At 67.6% G+C, this 20,750-nt stretch carries 21 protein-coding genes; 11 read left to right on the top strand and 10 right to left on the bottom strand.

The window, feature by feature from the left end; all coding sequences use genetic code 11:
• Positions 1-12 precede the first annotated feature (12 nt).
• Entirely contained in the window at positions 13-720 is a 708-nt protein-coding gene (gene rutR, locus ACZYSP_RS33715) for an HTH-type transcriptional regulator RutR (protein ID WP_489018913.1), read from the bottom strand.
• Between the two features lie 206 nt (positions 721-926).
• Between rutR and ACZYSP_RS33710 the strand changes: the two genes are divergently transcribed.
• From ACZYSP_RS33710 to ACZYSP_RS33680, 7 genes are all read left to right on the top strand, one after another.
• Positions 927-1,928 carry an isopenicillin N synthase family dioxygenase gene (locus ACZYSP_RS33710; protein WP_093079020.1) on the top strand — a complete coding sequence of 334 codons (1,002 nt, stop codon included), beginning with the start codon at positions 927-929 and terminating at the stop codon, positions 1,926-1,928.
• Between the two features lie 94 nt (positions 1,929-2,022).
• Positions 2,023-2,409, top strand: a complete 387-nt coding sequence (locus tag ACZYSP_RS33705; RefSeq protein ID WP_097197820.1) for a VOC family protein — start codon at positions 2,023-2,025, stop codon at positions 2,407-2,409.
• A gap of 68 nt (positions 2,410-2,477) precedes the next feature.
• Positions 2,478-3,584, top strand: a complete 1,107-nt coding sequence (locus tag ACZYSP_RS33700) for a BMP family ABC transporter substrate-binding protein (protein WP_093057712.1) — start codon at positions 2,478-2,480, stop codon at positions 3,582-3,584.
• A 4-nt stretch (positions 3,585-3,588) separates the two neighbouring features.
• Entirely contained in the window at positions 3,589-5,118 is a 1,530-nt protein-coding gene (locus ACZYSP_RS33695; RefSeq protein WP_489018910.1) for an ABC transporter ATP-binding protein, read from the top strand.
• Between the two features lie 19 nt (positions 5,119-5,137).
• Positions 5,138-6,259: an ABC transporter permease gene (locus ACZYSP_RS33690; RefSeq protein WP_371258851.1), complete on the top strand. Its 1,122-nt coding sequence runs from the start codon at positions 5,138-5,140 to the stop codon at positions 6,257-6,259.
• The gene (locus ACZYSP_RS33685) at positions 6,256-7,188 is read left to right on the top strand and encodes an ABC transporter permease (RefSeq protein ID WP_489018908.1); all 933 of its coding nucleotides are present in this window, start codon (positions 6,256-6,258) and stop codon (positions 7,186-7,188) included. Before ACZYSP_RS33690 ends, ACZYSP_RS33685 begins: the two co-directional genes overlap by 4 nt.
• Complete coding sequence (locus ACZYSP_RS33680) at positions 7,185-7,859, top strand: cysteine hydrolase family protein (RefSeq protein ID WP_097197816.1); 675 nt, start codon at positions 7,185-7,187, stop codon at positions 7,857-7,859. Before ACZYSP_RS33685 ends, ACZYSP_RS33680 begins: the two co-directional genes overlap by 4 nt.
• Position 7,860: 1 nt before the next feature.
• On the opposite strand, the gene ACZYSP_RS33675 is transcribed toward ACZYSP_RS33680, so the two are convergent.
• Positions 7,861-8,619, bottom strand: coding sequence for a hypothetical protein (locus ACZYSP_RS33675; RefSeq protein ID WP_489018906.1), 759 nt, complete (start codon positions 8,617-8,619; stop codon positions 7,861-7,863).
• A gap of 46 nt (positions 8,620-8,665) precedes the next feature.
• Between ACZYSP_RS33675 and ACZYSP_RS33670 the strand changes: the two genes are divergently transcribed.
• The 3 genes from ACZYSP_RS33670 to ACZYSP_RS33660 are packed head-to-tail and all read left to right on the top strand — an operon-like array spanning position 8,666 to position 10,717.
• Positions 8,666-9,265: a LemA family protein gene (locus ACZYSP_RS33670; protein WP_371127398.1), complete on the top strand. Its 600-nt coding sequence runs from the start codon at positions 8,666-8,668 to the stop codon at positions 9,263-9,265.
• A gap of 10 nt (positions 9,266-9,275) precedes the next feature.
• Positions 9,276-10,172, top strand: coding sequence for a TPM domain-containing protein (locus tag ACZYSP_RS33665; protein WP_489018903.1), 897 nt, complete (start codon positions 9,276-9,278; stop codon positions 10,170-10,172).
• A 5-nt stretch (positions 10,173-10,177) separates the two neighbouring features.
• Positions 10,178-10,717: a TPM domain-containing protein gene (locus tag ACZYSP_RS33660; RefSeq protein ID WP_489018901.1), complete on the top strand. Its 540-nt coding sequence runs from the start codon at positions 10,178-10,180 to the stop codon at positions 10,715-10,717.
• Here ACZYSP_RS33660 and pdeM read toward each other — a convergent pair.
• A complete protein-coding gene (gene pdeM, locus ACZYSP_RS33655; protein WP_489018899.1) occupies positions 10,714-11,394 on the bottom strand; it encodes a ligase-associated DNA damage response endonuclease PdeM in 681 nt (226 codons plus the stop codon). The genes ACZYSP_RS33660 and pdeM overlap by 4 nt on opposite strands.
• A gap of 77 nt (positions 11,395-11,471) precedes the next feature.
• Here pdeM and trxC point away from each other — a divergent pair, with 77 nt between their 5' ends.
• Positions 11,472-11,921: a thioredoxin TrxC gene (trxC, locus tag ACZYSP_RS33650; RefSeq protein ID WP_093079099.1), complete on the top strand. Its 450-nt coding sequence runs from the start codon at positions 11,472-11,474 to the stop codon at positions 11,919-11,921.
• Positions 11,922-11,926: 5 nt separating this feature from the next.
• Here the strand turns inward: trxC and ACZYSP_RS33645 are convergent, their stop codons facing one another.
• From ACZYSP_RS33645 to ACZYSP_RS33615, 7 genes are all read right to left on the bottom strand, one after another.
• A complete protein-coding gene (locus tag ACZYSP_RS33645; RefSeq protein ID WP_354336825.1) occupies positions 11,927-14,542 on the bottom strand; it encodes a ligase-associated DNA damage response DEXH box helicase in 2,616 nt (871 codons plus the stop codon).
• A complete protein-coding gene (locus ACZYSP_RS33640; RefSeq protein ID WP_489018896.1) occupies positions 14,539-16,194 on the bottom strand; it encodes an ATP-dependent DNA ligase in 1,656 nt (551 codons plus the stop codon). The genes ACZYSP_RS33645 and ACZYSP_RS33640 overlap by 4 nt, the downstream gene beginning before the upstream one ends.
• On the bottom strand, positions 16,191-17,219 hold the full coding sequence (locus tag ACZYSP_RS33635; RefSeq protein WP_489018894.1) for a ligase-associated DNA damage response exonuclease: 1,029 nt from the start codon (positions 17,217-17,219) through the stop codon (positions 16,191-16,193). The genes ACZYSP_RS33640 and ACZYSP_RS33635 overlap by 4 nt, the downstream gene beginning before the upstream one ends.
• Before the next feature lie 39 nt (positions 17,220-17,258).
• On the bottom strand, positions 17,259-17,780 hold the full coding sequence (locus tag ACZYSP_RS33630) for a DUF3617 domain-containing protein (RefSeq protein ID WP_093079037.1): 522 nt from the start codon (positions 17,778-17,780) through the stop codon (positions 17,259-17,261).
• A 77-nt stretch (positions 17,781-17,857) separates the two neighbouring features.
• Positions 17,858-18,565, bottom strand: a complete 708-nt coding sequence (locus ACZYSP_RS33625) for a phosphatase PAP2 family protein (RefSeq protein WP_489018892.1) — start codon at positions 18,563-18,565, stop codon at positions 17,858-17,860.
• Between the two features lie 25 nt (positions 18,566-18,590).
• Positions 18,591-19,718: a Gfo/Idh/MocA family protein gene (locus ACZYSP_RS33620; RefSeq protein ID WP_489018941.1), complete on the bottom strand. Its 1,128-nt coding sequence runs from the start codon at positions 19,716-19,718 to the stop codon at positions 18,591-18,593.
• 37 nt (positions 19,719-19,755) lie between these two features.
• Positions 19,756-20,718, bottom strand: a complete 963-nt coding sequence (locus tag ACZYSP_RS33615; protein ID WP_093057726.1) for a substrate-binding domain-containing protein — start codon at positions 20,716-20,718, stop codon at positions 19,756-19,758.
• Between the last annotated feature and the right edge of the window lie 32 nt (positions 20,719-20,750).

Raw genomic sequence — 20,750 nt, 5'->3', positions numbered from 1 at the left:
AATCCACCTGAATCAGCGCGGCGTAATGCCTTGAAGAAAGATGCGCTGCACGTTCTCGACGGTCTTCTCGAAGAACGCCTCATCGTCCAGCGTATGCCCCGACAGCGCCTGCACCTGCACGCCGAAGTCCGCGTAGTGCTGCGTCACCGCCCACAGCGCGAAGATCAGGTGATGCGGATCGACGGGCGCCAGCTTGCCCGCCTCGACCCACGCACGGATCACCTCCGACTTTTTCTCCACCAGCGTGCGCAGCTCGCGGTCGAGCTCGTCGCGCAGCAATGGCGCGCCCTGGATCATTTCCAGGCAGAAGAGCCGTGATGCATCGGGCCTGTCGCGCGAGACCACCAGCTTGCGGCGGATGTAGTCGCCGATGGCCTCCGCCGGGTCCTGCTCGGCACTGAAGCCGCGCAGCGGTTCGAGCCACAGCGCGAGCAGATCGCGCAGCACGTTGACGTAGAGCTCTTCCTTGTTCGCGAAGTAGTAGAGCAGGTTGCTCTTCGATACATCGGCGCGTGCCGCCACCTGGTCGATCGACGTGCCATGCAGGCCGAAGCGGGAGAACAGCCCCAGCGCCGCACCGAGGATCGCGTTGCGCTTGTCCTCGATCTGGCGCAGCCGGCGGCTCACCGCGGACGCGCTGCGCACCGCGGGTTTTGCGCGCTTGCGCGCTGGGCTCTTCTCTTTGCTGGCACTGGCAGCCAGCGCTTTGGTCTTCGGCATCTTCCCTCGCTCTTGTTCGTTCGTTGGTGAATCGGCAGGCAACACAGCGCACCACTGTAAGGCCGTGGTGCATCGCCTTGCGCCGCAGCAGCCTTCGCAGCGCGTCGTTGCGCACCATGCTGACGCGACGAATGCGTTTTGTCCATTTGGTCCAACTGGCACAGACGTTGCATGGCGAAAGGCATGCCAAGCATGAGGAACCTGCCATGACCCTGCTGTCTGTCCCCATCATCGATCTAGAGCCCTACTTCGCGGGCACCGCCGAAGGCAAGGCCGAGGTCGCGAAGAAGGTCGACGAGGCCTGCCGCAGCATCGGCTTTCTCGTCATCACGAACCACGGCATAGCGCCCGAGCTGATCTCGCGCGTGTCGTCGCTCTCGCGCAAGTTCTTCGACATGCCGCTGGGTGAAAAGCGCAAGGTCGACCGCCCGCGCGAAGACGCGGTGCGCGGCTACAGCGCGGTGGGCGAGGAAGGGCTCTCGTACAGCCTCGAAGAAGCGGCTCCCGGCGACCTGAAGGAATCTTTCTCTATCGGCCCGTCGAACGTGCCGCAAGATGACTACCACCGCGGCCCCGCCGCCGGTCCGCACTTCGAGCCCAACAGCTGGCCGCCCATCGAAGGCTTCCGCGAAGCCTACGAAGGCTACTTCGAGGCGATGAGCGATCTCTCGCGCTCGCTGATGCGTGTCTTTGCGCTCGGCCTGTCGCTGCCCGAGACCTTCTTCGACGACAAGATCGACAAGCACATCAGCATGTTCCGCGTGCTGAGCTATCCGCCGCAGCGCGAGCAACCGCTGCCCGGCCAGCTGCGCGCGGGGGCGCACAGCGACTACGGCAGCCTCACCATCGTGCTGCCCGACGACAAGGGCCTGCAGGTGTTCAACAAGGCCGGCCAGTGGGTCGACGTGCCGCAGGTCGAAGGCGGCTTGGTGGTCAACATCGCCGACCTCATGATGCAGTGGACCAACGACCAGTGGGTGTCCACGCTGCACCGCGTGATCAATCCGCCTTTCGAGATCGCGAGCACCAATCGCCGGCAATCGCTGGTGTTCTTCCATCAGCCGAACTACGACGCGATGGTCGAGTGCCTGCCTAGCTGCCTCGCGCCAGGGGAGTCGGCGAAGTACGCGCCGATTTCTTCTGGGGACCACCTGACGTCGAAGTTCGTCAAGCAGACGACCTTTGGTGGCACGAAGGCGATGGCTTGAAATGACTGCCTGCTGTTCTTCGGGGTGCGATCACGCCGACGGCGTGCTCGCACCCCGAACAAGAACAACAGCAAACGCCCAATGAGCAACTGACATGGCCCACCTCTCCTACGTCAACGTCTTCGCAAAAGACGTGGTCGCACTCAGCGGCTTCTACCAGCGAGTATTCGGTTTCAAAGAGATCGAAGCGATTCGCTCACCCATCTTCCGAGGCCTGGACACCGGCAAGTCGAGCCTTGGCTTCAACGCACTCGATGCCTACGAACTGCTGCACCTGAGCGAGTTTTCAGACACACGCGGCGTCAAGTTCCTGCTGAACATCGACGTCGACAGCCAGGCCGACGTCGACCGCATGGTGCCTGTCGCGCTCGAAGCCGGCGCCACGCTCATCAAGCCGCCGTACGTCACTTACTACAACTGGTACCAATCGGTGCTGCTCGATCCCGAGGGCAATGTGTTCCGCATCAACTTCATGATGTGACATGCGCTGCGCTCGTTCTCTTTTTTCCGTCCTCCCTTTCTTCAAAGCCTCTCACCAAAGGTAGTCCCATGCAGTTGCGCACCCTCACTCCCGGCCTGGGCCTCGCGATGACCATCGCGGCCAGCGGCGCCTTCTTCACCACACTGCCCGCCGCAGCCGCCGACGGCTTCACGCTGAAGGACAAGCCGAAGATCGCGATGCTCTACTTCGGCCCGAAGAACGACGGCGGCTGGACGCAGGCCTTTGACGAGGCCCGCGTGAAGATCGAAAAGGAAATCGGCCAGAAGATCCAGTTCGTCGAGAACGTGCCCGAAGACGCATCGGCCATCAAGCCCGCGGCGGAGAAGTTCATCCAGCGCGGCGCCAACATCGTGATTGGCACGGCCTTCGGTTATTCCGACAGCTTCAAGGACCTGGCCGCCAAGTACCCCGATGTCGCCTTCCTCAACGGCTCGGGTACCACCAACGGCAGCAACCTCGAATCGTTCTACGGCCGCACCTACGAAAGCCAGTACCTCTGCGGCATGGCCGCCGGCGCTGCATCGAAGACCGGCAAGCTCGGCTTCGTCGCGGCCAACCCCTTCGGCGTGGTGAACTGGACCATCAACGCTTTCGCGCTCGGCGCGCAGAAGATGAACCCGAACGCCACGGTCAATGTGATCTACACCGGCGCCTGGAACGACCCGGTGAAGGAACGCGCCGCCGCCGCCGCGCTCATCGACCAGGGCGCCGACGTGATCGGCCAGCACGTCGACAGCCCCACGCCGCAGATCGTCGCGCAGGAGCGCGGCGTGTACGGCACCGGCCACCACCGCGACCTGCGCCAGTTCGCGCCCAAGGCCACGCTTTGCTCTTCGGTGTGGGTGTGGGACCGCTTCCTGACGCCCGAGCTGAAGAAAGTGATGGCCGGCAACTGGAAGCCCGCGCAGTACGGCGCCTTCATCGAGATGAAGGACGGCGGCACCGACATCGCGGGCTTCGGCCCCGCCGTTCCCAAGGACAAGGCCGCGGTCATCACCGCCGAGCGCGACGCGATCATGAAGGGCAAGCAGGTCTACGCCGGCCCGCTCGCCGACCGCGACGGCAAGGAGCGCGTTGCCAAGGGCGCGGTGCTGTCCGATGCGGACCTGTGGAAGATGGACTGGTTCGTCAAGGGCGTGGTCACGCAGAAGTAATTTCATGCCCAACAACGCGCTAGAACTCACTGGCATCCGCAAGTCCTTCGACGGCTTCGCGGCGCTGACCGACGCTCACTTTGCCGCGCGCTGGGGCGAAGTGCATGCGCTGCTGGGCGAGAACGGCGCGGGCAAGTCTTCGCTGATGAACATCGCGGCCGGGCTCTATGCGCCCGAGGCCGGGCAGCTGCTGGTGGACGACAACGCGGTGCGCTTCGCCGGTCCGCGTGACGCGGCGAAGCACCGCATCGGCATGGTCCACCAGCATTTCAAGCTGGTGCGACCGTTCACCGTGGCGCAGAACATCTTGCTCACCGCGCCGCCGCCGGCCGAATTTCAAAGCCATGGCGAGCGGCTGCGCGAGATCGAGCGCGACATCCGCAACAAGGCCTCGGAGCTGGGTTTCGACATCGATCCGTCGAAACGCATCGATGCACTGTCGATTGCCGAACAGCAGCGCGTGGAGATCCTCAAGGTGCTGCTCGCGGGTGCGCGCATCCTGATCCTCGACGAGCCCACGGCCGTGCTGACCGACCAGGAGGCCGCGCGCCTGCTGCAGACGGTGCAGGGCCTGGCGCGCGCCGGTTCCGCCGTGGTGCTGGTCACGCACAAGATGGCCGATGTGAAGACGTATGCCGACCGCGTGACGGTGATGCGCGGCGGGCGCACGGTGGCCACGCTGAAGCCGGGCGAAGCATCGGTCGCCGAGCTGGTGAAGCTCACGGTGGGTGAATCGATTGCCACGCAAGGATTCCAGGCTTCGACCGCATCGCGCGGCCCCGTGCGCCTTTCGGTGCGCGGGTTGCGCACACCCGCCTCGCCCGAAGGCCGGCGCGTGCTCGACGGCGTGAATCTCGAACTGCACGCGGGCGAAATCTACGGCCTGGCCGGTGTAGGCGGCAACGGCCAGGGCGAGCTGGCGGGCGCGATCATGGGCCTGCCGGGTGAAGCCACGGAAGGCGAGATACGACTCGAAGGCCACGGCGACCTGAAAACCATGGCCGCATCGGCACGCCGCGGCATCGGCATTGCAGCCATTCCGGCCGACCGCTACGGGCTCGCGCTCGCGGGTGGCCTTTCTGTCGCCGAGAACTACGCCATCGGCCGCGTGCACACCGGCCGCTACGGCCCCGTGTGGCGCCTGCGCCGCGGCCGCATCCAGAGCGACACGCAGGAAGCGGTGCGCGCCTTCGACGTGCAGGGCGTGCGCTCGGTCGCGCAGAAGGCCGCGCTGCTCTCGGGCGGCAATGCGCAGAAGCTGGTGCTCGCGCGCGAATTCGGCAAGTCGCCCACGCTGGTGCTTGCGCACAGCCCGAGCCGCGGGCTCGACGTGCGCGCCAGCGCCGAGGTGCACGCGCGGCTGCGCGCCGCGCGCGACAGCGGCGCGGCGGTGCTGCTGATCAGCGAAGACCTCGACGAAGTGCTGCAGCTGGCCGACCGCGTGGGCGTGATGACGCGCGGGCGCATCGCCGGCGAGTTCGCTCAACCCGCCGACCGGCAGGCCATCGGACAGGCGATGGTGGACCATGGCTGATGCCTCGCTCTCCGTCGACATGGCACAAGCACCCAGGACCCAGGTGAACTCGCAGCAGCACACACAACCGCTCGCGCGCCGCCGCTACGCGCTCGAAATCCGCCAGCACATGGCCTGGCGCTGGCAGGCGCTGATCCTTGCGGCCGCATTGCTCGTGGGCTTCGCCATCTCCGCCGCGATCCTCGTGGCCGCGGGCGTGCCCGCCGATGAACTCGCCAACGAGTTCGTGATGCAGACCTTCTTCGACGGCCAGAACTTCCGCGCCGTGCTGTTCCAGGCCGCGCCGATGATCCTCGTCGGCCTCGCGGGCTCCATCGCATTCCGCGCGCGCTTCTGGAACCTCGGCCTCGAGGGCCAGATGATCTGGGGCGCCATCGGCGCGACCACCATCTCGATGTGGCAGATCGGCCCCGAGAACCTGCGCCTACCGCTGATGTTTGCGGCAGCCATCGGCTGCGGCCTGCTGTGGGTGCTGGGCCCCGCGTGGCTCAAGCTGAAGCTCGGCGTGAACGAGATCATCTCGACGCTGATGCTCAACTACATGGCGGCCAACTTCCTGCTGCACCTGGTCTACGGCAGCTGGAAGGACCCGAAGGACAACTTTCCGTACTCGCCGCAGTTCCGCGTGTTCGAGCGGCTGCCCGAGCTGGGTGCGGGCATCGGCAGTTCGATCCTGCTCGCAGGCGTGGTCGCGCTGCTGGCGTGGTGGCTGGTGAGCGTGAGCCGCGTGGGGCTCTACCTGCGCTTCGTCGATGCGAACCCGCGCGTTGCGCATGCCAACGGCGTGCCGGTGCGGCGCACGATCTATGGCGCGGTGCTGCTGTCGGGCGCGATGGCCGGACTCGCGGGCTTCGCGGTGGTCGCGGGGCAGGAGGGCCGGCTCACTCAGGCCTTCTATCAGGGCTATGGCTTCTCGGGCATCCTTATCGCCTTTCTCGCGCGCAACAACCCGCTCGCGGCCACGGTGGTGGCGCTGCTGGTGGCGGCGCTGTTCGTCACCGGACGCAGCCTGCAGGTGTTCTACCAGGTGCCGTTCTCGATGGTGCAGCTCATCCAGGCGGTGATCGTGGTGTGCGTGGCGTCGAGCGATTTCTTCATTCGCCACCGGCTGCGCCGCGTGGGCGGGGAGGCTGCGCAATGAGCGGCAGCATCATGCTCAACTGGCTCGCGAGCACGCCGGACTTCGCGGTGCCGTATGCGCTTGCGGCGCTGGGCCTCATCATTTGCGAGCGCGCGGGCGTGCTCGCGCTCGGCGCCGAAGGGCTGATGCTGGTCGGCGCACTCGCCGGCATCGGTGCGCAGATCGTCATCGGGCAGCCGGCCGTGTCGCTGGTGCTCGCAATGCTGGCGGCCAGCGTGGTGTCGGTGCTGTTCGCGGTAATGGTGATCTGGCTGCGCGTGAACCAGGTGATTGCCGGTCTCGCACTGGTGTTCTTCTGCCAGGGGCTCACGGCGCTGGTCGGCTCGATGGCCGACTGGACCAACCATGCCACCGAAGGCATCGGCGCGATGGCGCTGTGGCCGTTGTCGCTGCTGCCGGTCGTGGGCAGGCTCTTCGAGCAGAACGCGATGGTGTGGCTCACGCTGCCGATCTTCGGCACGGTGGCGTGGTTCTTTGCACGCACCTCCACCGGCCTGCGGCTGCGCGCGGTGGGCGAGAACCCGCAGGCGGCCGACGCGGCCGGCATCCGCGTGACGGCATGGCGCTTCGCGGCGGTGCTCGCGGGCTCGGCGCTGGTGGGGCTGGCGGGCGCCTACATCTCGGTGGTCAGCACCAAGCTGTGGATCGCGGGCATGACCGGCGGACGCGGCTGGATCGCGGTGGGCCTGGTGATCTTCGCGCGCTGGTCGCCGTGGAAGGCGCTGGTCGGCGCGCTGCTGTTCGGCTGCATCGAGGCGCTGATTCCGCAGCTGGCCGCAGCCGGCGTGCAGCTGCCGCAGTACTTCGTGATGATGACGCCGTATGCGGTGACGCTCGGCGTGATGGTGTGGGTCGCGCTCTCGCGGCGCGGCGCCGATGAAGAGCCCGGCGCGCTGGGCCAACCCTACGTGAGAGAAGAACGCCGATGAAGGCCTGGGTCTACAACGAAGAGCGCGAGCTCGACGCGGCGCAATTCGCCGACTACCTGAACCCCGCCACCACCGCGGTCGTCTCCATCGACATGCATCGGGGCCACCTCGACGACAGCCCCGACTGCCCCTGCCCCGCGCCGCGCGCACGCGACGTGGTGGCGCCCATCGACAGCTTCCACGACGAAGTGCGCGCCATGGGTGTGCGCATCGTGCACATCAAGTCGGTGCTGCGGCCCGATGGCGTGGACGACATTCGCGGCATTCCTTCTGCATGGCGGCGCACCTTTCCGCTGCACGTCGGCGAAATTCCGAACGCCGACGCGCACGCCATCGAAGGCTCGAAGTGGACCGAGTGGGTCACGCGCGTCGAGCCCGGCGACATGCGCGTGGACAGCAAGCGCCGGCTGTCGGCCTTCTACCCGACCGACCTCGACTTTCTGCTGCGCAACCAGCGCATCGAGACGGTGGTGCTCAACGGCGGCTTTACCGACTGCTGCGTGCTCAACACGGCCTTCGACGCCAACAACCACAACTACCGCGTGATCGTGCTGCGCGACCTGGTGCGCGGCACCGACCCGCACCTGGAGGGCGCGGCGCTGGCGATGGTGTCGCTGCACCTCGGGCTGGTGGTCGATTCGGCGGAACTGCTGCGCCAGTGGCGCAGCTGAATTAACCCGATACGCCAAGCCAGCGTGCGGCCACGCCGGGCATGTCGCCCTGGGCGGCCTGCCACACCATTTCGGGTGCGGCCACATGCACGCCCGGCGGCGCGATGCGCAGCGCCACGTCGACCAGCTCGGCCACCTTCGATGCGCGCACCGGCTGTTCGCTGCTAGGCACCATGAAGCGCACGACGGACAGCATCCACGCGGCCAGCCGCTCGAGCGGGTTGGCGAACTTCGCGTTCACCGGCTTGCGCGCCGAGCGCACGAGGATCACGCGCTCGAAGCCGCAGGCCACCACCGCCTGCTCGTCGAGGCTCGCGAGCCCCCGCTTGAGCGCCTCGGGCAGCCGGCCCTGGTCGTGCGGCTGCACGATGGCCAGCGTCTGCACGCCGCAGGCGCGCAGCCATCGGGCCAGTTCGGGCAAATCTGAAGGCTCGGGCACCCACAGCGCGCGTTCGCGGTCGTGGTATAGCCGCGGCGGATCGAAGGCGACGATGGCCGTGTGGGCCGAAGTCAGCGGCCATTGCGCGATCGGCGGGGCCGGGCTCAGGTAGGTTTCCACGCCGCGCAACCCGTCGCGAATGGGCTCGCGCGCCAGCACGCGGGTATGGGCATGCCGGTGGCTGCCGGCCAGCCGCCGCAGCAGCTCCGCTCCCAGCGCACCGGTCGCGCCCGCGATCAGCAGCGTGCCGAAAGCGTCGGAAGCAACGGGCAGTACCGCACGGTTGGCGGCCCGCAAGGCTTGTAGAGGGTCGAGGGACATGGAGCCATCTATGCTACCTTCCGGCAATTCTGCGGAGGTAATGCAAATGATGATGAAGCGCTGGCTCTTGATTCTCGCGGCGGTCTTGTCCCTGAGCGGATGCGGCTACAACCAGTTCCAGTCCCTCGACGAGGCCAGCAAATCGGCCTGGAGCGAGGTGCTCAACCAGTACCAGCGGCGCGCCGACCTCGTGCCCAACATCGTGGCCACCGTGAAGGGCGAAGCCAGCTTCGAGCAGGACACGCTCACCAAGGTGATCGAGGCGCGCGCCAAGGCCACCTCGATCCAGGTGACGCCCGAGACGCTGAACAACCCCGAAGCCTTCAACAAGTTCCAGCAGGCGCAAGGCGAGCTCTCGTCAGCACTGTCGCGGCTGATGGTGGTGTCGGAACGCTACCCCGAGCTCAAGGCCAACCAGGCCTTCCGCGACCTGCGCGTGACGCTGGAAGGCACCGAGAACCGCATCACCGTGGCGCGCAACCGCTACATCGAAAGCGTGCAGGAGTACAACGTGCTCGCGCGCAGCTTCCCGACCAACATCACGGCCAAGATCTTCAGCTACGCGCCGAAGCCCAACTTCTCGGTGCAGAACGAGGCGCAGATTTCCACGCCGCCTACTGTCGACTTCAGCGCTCCGAAGAAGTAAGCCAGCACCAATGGCCATTGCCGCACTGCTCCGTCGCGCACTGGCCGCGCTCGTTCTCGCGACCCTGGCCGGGGTCGCGCTGGCCCAGGGCCTGCTGCCGGTGCCCGCGCTCACCGCGCGGGTGATCGACCAGACCGGCACGCTGGACAGCGCGCAGCGCAACGGCCTGGACACCAAGCTCGCAGCCTTCGAGCAGCGCAAGGGTTCGCAGATCGTGGTGCTGATGGTGCCGACCACCGCGCCCGAGGACATCGCCAGCTACACGCAGCGCGTGGGCGACGCCTGGAAGATCGGCCGCAAGGACGTCGGCGACGGCCTGCTGGTGGTCGTGGCCAAGGACGACCGCAAGATGCGCATCGCCACCGCCAAGGCGCTCGAAGGTGCGGTGCCCGACCTCGCGGCCGTGCGCATCATCGACGAGGAGATGAAGCCGCGCTTTCGCAACAACGACTTCGCGGGCGGACTGAACGCGGCGGTGGATCGGCTCATCGGGCTGGTCGACGGCGAGCCGCTGCCGGAGCCTTCGCGCGACACGGGCAGCGGAGGCGGCGGTGGTGGCTTCGACTGGGAGAACCTCGCGATCTTCCTGTTCGTCGGCGTCTTCATCGGTGCGCCGGTCGCGCGCGCCGTCCTCGGCAAGAAGCTGGGCACGATGGTCGTGGGCGGCGGTGTGGGCGTGGTCGTTTTCTTCATCACCACCAGCATCGCCATCGCGGTGATCGCGGCGCTTGTCGCACTCATCGTCTCGCTGGTCGCGGGCGCCGGGCGGACTGGCGGCGGCGGGGGTGGCGGCTGGAGCTCCGGTGGAGGCGGAGGCTGGAGCGGCGGTGGTGGCGGCGGCGGCGGAGGTTTCAGCTCCGGCGGCGGCGGCAATTTCGGCGGCGGCGGCGCGTCGGGGGACTGGTGAACACGATGACGACGACCAATCCAACCGACGCCAGCTTCTTCTCAAAGCTCGGCCGCATCTGGCGCCATCGCTGGATCGACGAGTCCGAGGTTCGCCGTGCGCTACCCGCGGCCGCGCTGGAACGCCTTGCAGGCCGCGTGGCCGCGAGCGAGCGACGCCACAGCGGCGAGATCCGCATCTGCGTCGAGGCCGGCCTGCCGATGTCGTACCTGTGGCGCCATGCGCCGCCGCGCGAGCGTGCCGTCACGCTGTTCGGCAAGCTGCGCGTGTGGGACACCGCACACAACAACGGCGTGCTCATCTACCTGCTGCTGGCCGAACACGCCATCGAGATCGTGGCGGACCGCGGCATCAATGCTCGCGTAGACGATGCCGAATGGGCCGCAATGGCGCAGCGCATGGGCGCGGCCTTTCGCGAAGGCCGTTTCGAGGATGGGCTCACGCAGGCGCTGGAAGAAATCTCGGCCTTGCTGGTGAAACACTTTCCGCTGGGCGAGGGCGATGTGGACGTGAACGAGCTGCCGGACGAGCCCGTCGTGCTCTAGCCTTCCTGCGGCGGCAAGGCCCACACGGCATCGCCACCCACCGCATGAAAGCGCCGCCCCGGCGCCGATTCCATCAACCACCCGCCCGTGAACTCGCCAAAAGCCGGCAGCACGGCTTGCTGCGCATCGCTCACGAAGCAAGGCAGCCGCACGCTGTCGCGCCCCGGTCCGTGGAGCCTGCAAACGGGATGCAGGTGCCCCGCCAGCACGAAGTGCGTCGCATGGGTCTGCGGATGGTGGCAGCAGGCGAACGGCCCGAGCAGAAATGGCTCGTCGACCACCGCGATGCCGAGCGTGTCCGGCGGATCGCCCGCGCGGCTGTCGTGGTTGCCGCGCACCAGCGTCATCGGGACGCCCGCATGGCGCGTGCGCCAAGCCTCCACCGTGGCGAGCACGGTGCGCGCCTGCGCCGCGTGCAGGAAGTCGCCGAGAAACACGATGCGCTGCGGTGCATGCCGTTCGATCAGCACATCGAGCCGCGCCAGGTTTTCCTGCGTGGTGCCGCCCGGCACCGGCTGGCCGAGCGCGCGGTAGGTCGCGGCCTTGCCCAGATGCAGGTCGGCCACGAACAGCACGCGCGCATCGGGCCACCACAACGCCCGCTCGGGCAGCAGGTGCAGCAGTTCGCCCGCCCAATGGACCGGGAGCGGCGATGCGGAGGAGTCTGGAAAGGTCACGGGCTGCCAGTGTCGCAAAAGACGCTCTGGCAGGCGACCGTCTTGCAATGGGCTCCAGCAGCCCCCAGTTTCTACAGATGACCGAATCGCCCCCGCTGCACATCGTCTGCCCGCATTGCCACACGACCAACCGCGTGCGCGCGGCGCAGCTGGGCAGTGCGCCCGACTGCGGCAGCTGCCACCGCCCGCTGTTCGCCGGCCATTCGACTGCGCTGCCGGACGAAGCCACCTTCGACCGCCACATCTCGCGCAACGAGATCCCGGTGCTGGTCGACTTCTGGGCGCCCTGGTGCGGCCCGTGCCGCCAGATGGCGCCGGGCTACGAGCAGGCCGCGGCCCAGCTCGAACCGCGGGTGCGGTTGGCCAAGGTCGACACCGAGGCCGTGCCTGCCCTGGGCGCGCGCTTCAACATCCGCAGCATCCCGACGCTGGCATTGTTCCGCGGTGGCCGCGAAGTAGCGCGACAGGCCGGAGCGATGAGTGCGGCGGACATCGTGCGATGGGTGAAGGCGCACGGCGCCGGCTGATCTGTTCACAGGGGCGGCAACGGACGCGAAGGCCGCCTGCGCTCTCGTCGAGAACTTGACGGCGACTTCGCCGGCTTGCCCGGCCCCTCCTGACCGAAGGCCAGCGTGCCTTTCACGCGCTCCACGCCACCAGCCGTGACAGCGCCACCTGCAGCCTTCTCCAGCTGCTCGACCATGCGCGCAATGCGGTCGGCCACGTTCTCGTTCGACAGCTTCTCGCGGAACAGCTCGACCATCAGCGGAAATGAGAACGGCGTCGGCCGCGCCAGCGGCTTCAGTACGAGCTGCTGCGTGGCCATGCGCTCGAGGCTGGCGCGCAGGCGGCCGATTTCGAGCTCCTGCGAAAGCAGCTCCTGCTCGGCCTGCTGCAGCAGCCTGTTGCCGGGGTCGTACTTGCGGAACACCTCCCAGAACAACGAGGACGATGCCTGCAACTGCTTGCTGCTGCGCTTCTCACCCGGATAGCCTTGGTAGATGAGCCCCGACACGCGCGCGATCTCGCGGAAGCGCCGCTGCGCGAGTTCGCTCGCGTTGAGCGACGCCAGCACTTCGTGCAGCAACGCCGCATGCGCGTCATCGCCCTCCGGCAACTTCAGCACTTGCGGCAGCAGCGCAGTCCAATCGACCTCGGTCGCGCTCAGCAGCTCGAAACCGTAGTCGTTGACTGCGATCGAGAAGGTACGCGCCTCATGCTGCGCGACGCGCCAGGCCAGCAGGCTCGCGAGCCCAAGGTGCACATGCCGGCCCGCGAACGGATAGAGGAACAGGTGCGAGCCCTCGCGCGTGCTCAAGGTCTCGGCCAACAGCGTCTGCGGCGTCGGCAGTGCCGACCACTGCTGCTGTATTTCGAGCAACGGGCGCACGCATTGCAGCTCGGGCGAGTCGTAGTGCCCCTCGCCGGCCAGCGCCAGCTGCTGCACCACCGCATCGGCCAGCGTGTTCGACAGCGGCATGCGCCCGCCGCTCCAGCGCGGCACCGCAGGGCGCTTGCCACTGGCGCGCCGTACCCAGGCCGTCATGTCGTGGATGCGCACGAGTTCGAGCAACCGGCCGCCGAACAGGAAGCAGTCGCCGGCCTTCATGCGTGCGACGAAGCTCTCTTCGACGTTGCCGATCTTCGAGCCGCCGAGGTACTGCACCGACATGCTCGCGTCGCTCACGATGGTGCCGATGTTCATGCGATGCCGCCGTGCGAGCCGCGCATCGGGCACGCGCCAGACGCCTTCTGCATCGGGCACGGCGCGCTTGTAGTCCGGATAGGCCGCGAGCGAGGGGCCGCCTTGCGAGACGAAGTCGAGGCACCACTGCCAGCTCTCGCGCGAAAGGCCTTCGTACGCGGCCGTGCCTCGCACCTCTTCGTACAGGTCGCCGGGCACGAAGCCACCGCCCAGCGCCACCGTCACCAGGTGCTGCACCAGCACGTCGAGCGGCTGGTCGGGCGAATGCCGCGCCTCGATGTGCCCCGCCGCAATGGCCGTGCGCGCTGCCGAGCCTTCCACCATCTCGACGCTGTGCGTGGGCACGAGCGTGATGCGCGACGGCCGCCCTGGCGCATGGCCCGAACGGCCCGCGCGCTGCAGCAGCCGCGCCACGCCCTTGGGCGAGCCGATCTGCAGTACGCGCTCGACCGGCAGGAAGTCCACGCCCAGGTCGAGGCTCGATGTGCAGACCACTGCCTTCAGCTCGCCGCTCTTCAGGCCCAGCTCGACCCACTCGCGCACTTCGCGGTCGAGCGAGCCGTGATGCAGCGCGATGAGGCCGGCCCATTCGGGCTTGGCTTCGAGCATCGCCTGGTACCAGATCTCGGCCTGCGAGCGTGTGTTGGTGAAGACCAGCGCAGTCTTGCTCGCGGCAATCTCGCTGATCACCTGCGGCAGCATCGTGAGGCCGAGGTGACCACCCCACGGAAAGCGCTCGGCAGTGCCAGGCAGCAGCGAATCGATGACGAGCTTCTTCGGCACCTGCCCCTGCACGAGCACGCCTTCTTCATGCCCCAGCAGCGCATGCATCGCCTCATGCAGATTGCCCAGCGTGGCCGACATGCCCCAGATCGCGAGGCCAGTGTTCCAGCGCTTCAGCCGCGCGAGCGCAAGCTGCACCTGTACGCCGCGCTTGTTGCCGAGCAGCTCGTGCCATTCGTCGACCACCGCCATCTGCACGTGGCCGAGCACCTCGCGGGCATCGGCACGCGCGAGCAGCAGCGAAAGGCTTTCGGGCGTGGTGACGAGCACCGTGGGCAGGCGCTGGTTCTGCGCGCTGCGTTCGGCAGACGTGGTGTCGCCGCTGCGCGCGCCCGCGCTCCACGGATGCACCTCGGCGCCTAGGGCTTCGAGCGGTTGCTGCAGGGCGCGCAGCGTGTCGGCCGCAAGCGCGCGCATGGGTGTGAGCCACAGCACGGTGAGCGGCGGGGCCACAGGCCGCGCGCTTGCCTTGCGAGCCTGCGAGAAGGCTTGCAGTGCGCCGAGCCACACCGCGTAGGTCTTGCCTGCACCGGTAGTGGCATGCAGCAGGCCGGACTTGCCTTCGCCGATGGCCTTCCAGACCTCGCGCTGGAACTTGAAGGGCTTCCAGCCGCGCGCAGCGAACCACACGTCGAGCGCCTGCTTGACGGCCCTTTTCATAGGGGCAACAACGCCGCCAGCGTCTGCAGGGTGTCCGCTTCTTCCACCGGCTTGTCTTCCCGCCACCGCAGCATCCGCGGAAACCGCACCGCGATGCCGCTCTTGTGCCGCGTACTGCGCGCGATGCCCTCGAAGCCCAACTCGAACACCAGTGTCGGCTTCACGCTCTTCACCGGCCCGAAGCTTTCCACCGTGGTCTTGCGGATGATCGCGTCCACGCGCGCCATCTCGGCATCAGTGAGGCCCGAGTAGGCCTTGGCGAAGGGCACGAGCTTTCGGTCTTCCTGCCCGGGCGGGCCGTCCCACACGGCGAAGGTGTAGTCGCTGAAGAGGCTCGCGCGCCGGCCGTGGCCGCGCTGCGCGTAGATCAGCACCGCATCGACGCTGAGCGGGTCGATCTTCCACTTCCACCATACGCCGACGTCCTTGGTGCGGCCCACGCCGTACTGCGCGTCGCGGCGCTTGAGCATCATGCCTTCGACGCCCATGGTGCGTGCCGCTTCGCGCTGGCGCGCGAGATCGAACCAGTCTGAGCCCGTGAGCATCGGGCTCGGCAGCAGTGAGGGACGCTGCATGCGCGTGACCAGGTCGTCGAGCAGCGTGCGGCGCTGCGACTGCGGCAGCACGCGCAGGTCGCGGCCTTCCCATTCGAGGATGTCGTAGGCCAGCAGCACCACGGGAATGTCGCGCAGCAGCTTCGCGCCCAGCGTCTTGCGGCCGATGCGCTTCTGCAGCTCGGCGAAGGGCTGCACGCGGTCGTCGCGCCACACGGCGATCTCGCCGTCCAGCACGGTGCCGTCGGGCAGGGCTTCACCGAGAGCGGCGAGCTCGGGGAAGCGCTCCGTCACCAGCTCTTCGCCACGCGACCACAGCCACACGACGCCCGCGCGCTTGATGAGCTGCGCACGGATGCCGTCCCATTTCCATTCCACGATCCAGTCGGACGGCGGGCCCAGCGCGGCGTCGAACTGCTCGAGCGGCAGGTTGAACGGATGCGCGAGGAAGAAGGGGTACGGCTGGCCGCTGGTCTTCTGCACCTGCTCGGCGCTTGACTCGGGGGCGATGAGCGTGCGGTAGTCGTCGGCCCTTGGCCGCGCGCCGATGTGCGTGTAGCCCATGAGCCGCTGCGCGACGCGCTTGGCATCGATGCCGCCGACCGCGGCGAGCGCCTGCGTGACCTGCAGTTTCGACACGCCGACACGGAACGCACCGGTGATGAGCTTGAAGTACACCAGCCGCTCTTCGGCAGCAAGCTGCCGCCATTGCGCGCGCAGGCGGTCTGCAAGCTGCTCGGGCGAGGTCTTTGCGGCTTCGCGCAGCGGCAGCAGATGCTGCTCGACCCAGTCCGCGAGGCCGAGCTCATGCGCCTCGCTCGGTGGCGGCAACAGCAGCGCAATGGTTTCGGCGAGGTCGCCCACCGCGTCGTAGCTTTCGTCGAACAGCCATTCGGGCAGGCCCGCCGCTTCCTGTGCAAGCAGGCGCAGCAGCTTGGTGGGCACGAGCTGGCGCGGCTTGCCGCCGGCGAGGAAGTAGACGGCCCATGCGGCATCGGCAGCATCTGCGTCGCGCAGGTAGCGCTGCAGTGCCGCCTGCTTGGCGAGGCTCGACGTGCTGGCGTCGAGGTCGCGGTAGAGGGCAGCGAAGGCTTTCATGCCTCTGCCTCCTGATCGTCCTCGTCGCCGTACTCGGTCTTGAAGCCTTGTGCGTCGAGGCCGATCTCGGTGAGCCATCGCACCATCACCTGCACGCTGCCATGCGTGACGAACACGCGCTCCGCGCCGGTGCCTGCAATTGCCTGCTGCAGTCCAGGCCAGTCGGCATGGTCGGACATCACGAAGCCGCGGTCCACGCCGCGCCGCCGCCGGGTGCCGCGCAGCTGCATCCACCCGCTCGCAAAGGCATCGGCGTAGTTGCCGAAGCGCTTCATCCACGGCGAGCCTTGTGCTGATGGCGGCGCGAGCACCAGCGCGCGCTTCAGCAATGCGGCATCGACGCCTTCATCGCTCACGCGCGAGGTAGGCGGCAATGCCACGCCCGCCGCCCGGTACACGGCGTTGAGCGGCTCCACCGCCCCGTGCACGACGATCGGCCCGATGCTTGCGTCCACCCCGTGCAGGATGCGCTGCGCCTTGCCGAAGGCATAGCAGAACAGCACCGACGCGCGTCCTGCTTCCGCATTGGCGCGCCACCATGCATCGATCTCCGCGAACAGCACGGCCTGCGTGGGCCAGCGGTAGATCGGCAGGCCGAAGGTCGACTCGGTGATGAAAGTGTCGCAAGGCACGGGCTCGAAGGGCGTGCAGGTGCCGTCGGGTTCGGTCTTGTAGTCGCCCGAGGCCACCCACACGCGCCCGCCGTGTTCGAGCCGCACCTGTGCCGAGCCCAGCACATGGCCGGCCGGATGCAGCGAGACGCGCACGCCGTGGTGCTCGATGGCCTCGCCGTAGGCTAGCGTCTGCAGGTCGATGTCAGGGCCGAGCCGCGTGCGCAGCGTGCCGGCGCTGTCGGTGTGGGCCAGGTAGTGCGCATGCCCGGGGCGCGCGTGGTCAGAGTGCGCGTGCGTGATGACGGCGCGCGCCACCGGCCGCCACGGGTCGATGTAGAAATCGCCGGGCGGGCAGTACAGGCCCTCGGGCCGGGCGACAACGAGGAGATCTTCTTCCTGCTTTGCGGGCATGGCACGCCATGGTAGGCGCAGCCGGGCTTGCGCAACAGGCTATGGTTTTTGCGGCCGGGTCTTCATCATGTCGAGCACGTTCATCTTCATGCCGTTGGACATGACCATGTCGCCCGGCTTCTGGTCGGCCTTGCAGGGGCCGATCCACTTCGCCTCCATGACGCTCGCGCCTTCGGCGCGGCCCATCAGCGGCGGGTTGTAGGTCGATTTGCTTTCCATGCGATAGGCGGTGCTGAAGTCGCCGCTCATCACTGCATGCGAGGTGGCGACGGTGTTGCCGATCTTGCAGACCGAGTCCATCACCAGCTTGCCGCCGTCGGCGCGCAGCTCCTGCTTGGAGCACATGTCCTTGCCCATGCCCTGGCCCATGTCGCGCAAGGCCTTGTCGCTGGCCGCGTCGATGCACTGCTGCATGGTGTGGCCGGCGCCCTTGCCCGTGGGGTCCCCGGACTGGATCTCCCACAGGCCGGGCTTGCGCGAAGGGAAATCGAGCGCGAACGCGGGACACGCGATGGCGCTGGCCGCCATGCAGGCAGCGGCGGCGGACAAACGGATCTTCATGACGGGCTCCCGCATCGGTGGACGACGATCCCCGGGTTGTACCGCGTGCACCGCGGCGGCGGAATAGCGCAATCGGCCTAAGCCGGACGCGCCTGCTGCGCCGGCGCGAGCACCGGGCCGCGCTGCCGCGTGACGACACCGAGCGCCACACCCAGCGCGAGGCCACCCAGCACGTCGATCAGCACATGCTGGCGCACCGCCATCGTCGAATAGACGATGCCCGCGGCCCAGGCCACGTTCACGACGCGAAGCCAAACCGGCGCACCCACATCGCGCAGTTGCCGCGCCAGCATGACGCAGGCGAACACCGAGAACGAGACGTGCAGCGAGGGAAAGGCGTTGCCGGCCGAGTCGACCATCTTGAGGAATTGCAGCGAGGTGCCCGGGGCCGCCTCGACCGCGAAGTTGGGAATCGCCGTGGGCATGAACCAGAACACGAGCAGCGCCAGCGCCGTCATGGCCGCGCAGCCGAAGGAGAAGCCCAGCAGCTCGCGCTTGTCCTTGGCCAGCAGCACCGGCAGCGCGATGTAGCCCCAGAGCGAGAGGTACACCGGCAGCAGCGCCGGCCAGAAGGCGATCAGCCGGTCGATGGGTGTGAGCGGCAGCACCCAGGCCTGGCCGGCGTTCTTCATGATCCAGAAGTACAGCGGGAAGAAGCCGAGGGTGGCGACCGTGTTGCCGACCAGCTTCAGGGGGAACAGCGTGATGCAGCGGCGCCAGAGGGCGGCGAGCCAGGGCTGCGTTGCCGATGAAGTGGAAGAAGCGTCGGATGCGGAGGGTGTCATGGAGGCCTGTGCAGCGCGCTGCGCGCTACCAGGGCGTCCACTTTAATTCGCTTTTCGACGAAGCCACCGTGCGTTCGATGAAGCGCACCCCACGCGCGCCGTCTTCCACGCGCGGGTAGTCGGCATCCAGCGGATCGGCCGGCTGGCCCGCGAGCCGGGCGCGGATGTCCGCAGCAACGCCTGCGTATACGTTGGCGAAGGCCTCGATGAAGCCTTCGGGATGCCCCGCCGGCAGCCGGCTTGCGCGCCGCGCCGATTCGCACAGCCACGCCGCGCCACGCGTCAACACGCGCAGGGGCCCGTCATGCGGCAGGTGCACCAGCCGGCTCGGCTGCTCCTGGCGCCATTCGAGCGTGCCCAGCGTGCCCGACACGCGCAGGCGCAGGTCGTTCTCCAGGCCGGTGTTGATCTGCGAAGCGATGAGCACACCGCGCGCGCCGCCCTTGAAACGCAGCAGCAGGCTGCCGTCGTCGTCGAGCATGCGGCCCGGCACCAGCGCCCCGAGGTCGGCGCACAGGCTTTCGATCTGCAGTCCGGTGACTGTGGCCACGAGGTTCTCGGCATGCGAGCCGATGTCGCCGATGGCGCCGGCCGCGCCGCTGCGTGCGGGGTCGGTGCGCCAGTCAGCCTGCTTGTTGGTGCCGCCTTCGACATGGCTTGCGAGCCAGCCCTGGTTGTATTCGACGACGACCTTGCGCACCTCGCCGATCTGGCCCGAGCGCACCATCTCGCGCGCCTGCCGCACCATCGGATAGCCGGTGTAGTTGTAGGTGACGCCGAACACCGTGCCCTGCTTCGCCACGGTCGCAACCAGCGCGTCGGCCTGCTCGCGCGTGTGCACCAGCGGCTTGTCGCAGACCACGTGGAAGCCCGCTTCGGCAAAGGCCTGCGCCACCGGAAAATGCACGTGGTTGGGCGTGACGATCGACACGAAGTCGATGCGCTCGCCCTCCGGGCGCTTCAGCTCGTCGGCCAGCAGCGCCTGCCAATCGCCGTGGTTGCGGTCGTCGGCCAGGCCGAGGTCGCGGCCCGAGGCGCGCGCCTTGTCCGGGCTCGACGACAGCGCGCCGGCCACGAGCTCGATCTGGCCGTCGAGCGCCATGGCCTTGCGGTGCACGCCGCCGATGAAGGCGTCGCGGCCGCCGCCGACCATGGCGTAGCGGAGCTTGCGTGAAGCGATCTCGGTCACCTTAGAAAGGCGAGTTGGGGTGGTAGAAGTCCTTGGCGTTCTCTTTGGTGATCAGCACCGAAGGAATGATCGTCGTCGCCGGCAGCTTCTCGCCCTTCAGGCGCGCCTCGGCCGTCAGCTTGATCGCGTCGTAGATGAACTTCGGCGAGTAGCTCACATCGGCGGTGATGCGCTTGTCCTTGCCGTCCATGATGGTCTTGACCATGCCCTTGGCGCCCGCGCCGCCGAAGATGATCTTGATGTCGTCGCGCTTGGCCTGCTCGATGGCCTTGAGCACGCCCACGGCCATGTCGTCGTCGGCGGCCCAGATGGCATCGATGCTCTTGAAGCGCGTCAGGTAGTCCTGCGTGACCTTGAAGGCGTCGTCGCGGTTCCAGTTGGCGTACTTGGCGTCGAGCAGCTTGATGTCGGGACTACCCTTGAGCACTGCATTGAAGGCGTCCATGCGTTCGTTGTCGAGCGTGGTCGCAATGCCGCGCAGCGCCACCACGTTGCCCTTGCCGCCCAGCTGCTTCACGATGTACTCGGCCGGGATCTTGCCGAAGGCCGTGTTGTCGCCGGCAACGTACGCATCTTGTGCGCTGGTGTCGGTGAGGCCGCGGTCCACCACGGTCACGTAGGCGCCCTTGGCCTTGACCTGCGCAACCGGCTTGGTCAGCGCGGCGGATTCGAAGGGGAACACGACCAGCGCGTTGATCTTGGTGACGGTCGACAGGTCTTGCAGCTGGTTGGCCTGCTCGGGCGCGTTGGCCGCCGTCTTGATCGTGATCTTCAGGTCCTTGTGTTCCTTCTCCAGGTCTTTCTTCGCCTGGTTGGCCCAGTAGTTGATGCCGCCCATGAAGCTGTGCGTGGCCGCGGGAATCGAAACGCCAAGGTTGACCTTTTCCGCGGCAAGCGCGGGCAGGCTGGCGAACGCTGCGGCGGCAACTGCCGTGAGTGCGAGGCGTCGGGTGAAAGTCGTCATGCTGGGTGTCTCCTTGTGGTTGATGGAACGAA

The sequence above is a fragment of the Variovorax sp. F042 genome (genome assembly GCF_057814215.1).
The sequence above is the reverse complement of the archived record's forward strand: the minus strand, read 5'-3'. Positions and strand labels throughout refer to the sequence as shown.

Excerpts from the sequence above, each read along its gene's own strand:
- rutR (WP_489018913.1), bottom strand. The coding sequence starts at position 720 with ATGCCGAAGACCAAAGCGCTGGCTGCCAGTGCCAGCAAAGAGAAGAGC.
- ACZYSP_RS33710 (WP_093079020.1), top strand. The coding sequence starts at position 927 with ATGACCCTGCTGTCTGTCCCCATCATCGATCTAGAGCCCTACTTCGCG.
- ACZYSP_RS33705 (WP_097197820.1), top strand. The coding sequence starts at position 2,023 with ATGGCCCACCTCTCCTACGTCAACGTCTTCGCAAAAGACGTGGTCGCA.
- ACZYSP_RS33700 (WP_093057712.1), top strand. The coding sequence starts at position 2,478 with ATGCAGTTGCGCACCCTCACTCCCGGCCTGGGCCTCGCGATGACCATC.
- ACZYSP_RS33695 (WP_489018910.1), top strand. The coding sequence starts at position 3,589 with ATGCCCAACAACGCGCTAGAACTCACTGGCATCCGCAAGTCCTTCGAC.
- ACZYSP_RS33690 (WP_371258851.1), top strand. The coding sequence starts at position 5,138 with ATGGCACAAGCACCCAGGACCCAGGTGAACTCGCAGCAGCACACACAA.
- ACZYSP_RS33685 (WP_489018908.1), top strand. The coding sequence starts at position 6,256 with ATGAGCGGCAGCATCATGCTCAACTGGCTCGCGAGCACGCCGGACTTC.
- ACZYSP_RS33680 (WP_097197816.1), top strand. The coding sequence starts at position 7,185 with ATGAAGGCCTGGGTCTACAACGAAGAGCGCGAGCTCGACGCGGCGCAA.
- ACZYSP_RS33675 (WP_489018906.1), bottom strand. The coding sequence starts at position 8,619 with ATGTCCCTCGACCCTCTACAAGCCTTGCGGGCCGCCAACCGTGCGGTA.
- ACZYSP_RS33670 (WP_371127398.1), top strand. The coding sequence starts at position 8,666 with ATGATGATGAAGCGCTGGCTCTTGATTCTCGCGGCGGTCTTGTCCCTG.
- ACZYSP_RS33665 (WP_489018903.1), top strand. The coding sequence starts at position 9,276 with ATGGCCATTGCCGCACTGCTCCGTCGCGCACTGGCCGCGCTCGTTCTC.
- ACZYSP_RS33660 (WP_489018901.1), top strand. The coding sequence starts at position 10,178 with ATGACGACGACCAATCCAACCGACGCCAGCTTCTTCTCAAAGCTCGGC.
- trxC (WP_093079099.1), top strand. The coding sequence starts at position 11,472 with ATGACCGAATCGCCCCCGCTGCACATCGTCTGCCCGCATTGCCACACG.
- ACZYSP_RS33645 (WP_354336825.1), bottom strand. The coding sequence starts at position 14,542 with ATGAAAAGGGCCGTCAAGCAGGCGCTCGACGTGTGGTTCGCTGCGCGC.
- ACZYSP_RS33640 (WP_489018896.1), bottom strand. The coding sequence starts at position 16,194 with ATGAAAGCCTTCGCTGCCCTCTACCGCGACCTCGACGCCAGCACGTCG.
- ACZYSP_RS33635 (WP_489018894.1), bottom strand. The coding sequence starts at position 17,219 with ATGCCCGCAAAGCAGGAAGAAGATCTCCTCGTTGTCGCCCGGCCCGAG.
- ACZYSP_RS33630 (WP_093079037.1), bottom strand. The coding sequence starts at position 17,780 with ATGAAGATCCGTTTGTCCGCCGCCGCTGCCTGCATGGCGGCCAGCGCC.
- ACZYSP_RS33625 (WP_489018892.1), bottom strand. The coding sequence starts at position 18,565 with ATGACACCCTCCGCATCCGACGCTTCTTCCACTTCATCGGCAACGCAG.
- ACZYSP_RS33620 (WP_489018941.1), bottom strand. The coding sequence starts at position 19,718 with ATGGTCGGCGGCGGCCGCGACGCCTTCATCGGCGGCGTGCACCGCAAG.
- ACZYSP_RS33615 (WP_093057726.1), bottom strand. The coding sequence starts at position 20,718 with ATGACGACTTTCACCCGACGCCTCGCACTCACGGCAGTTGCCGCCGCA.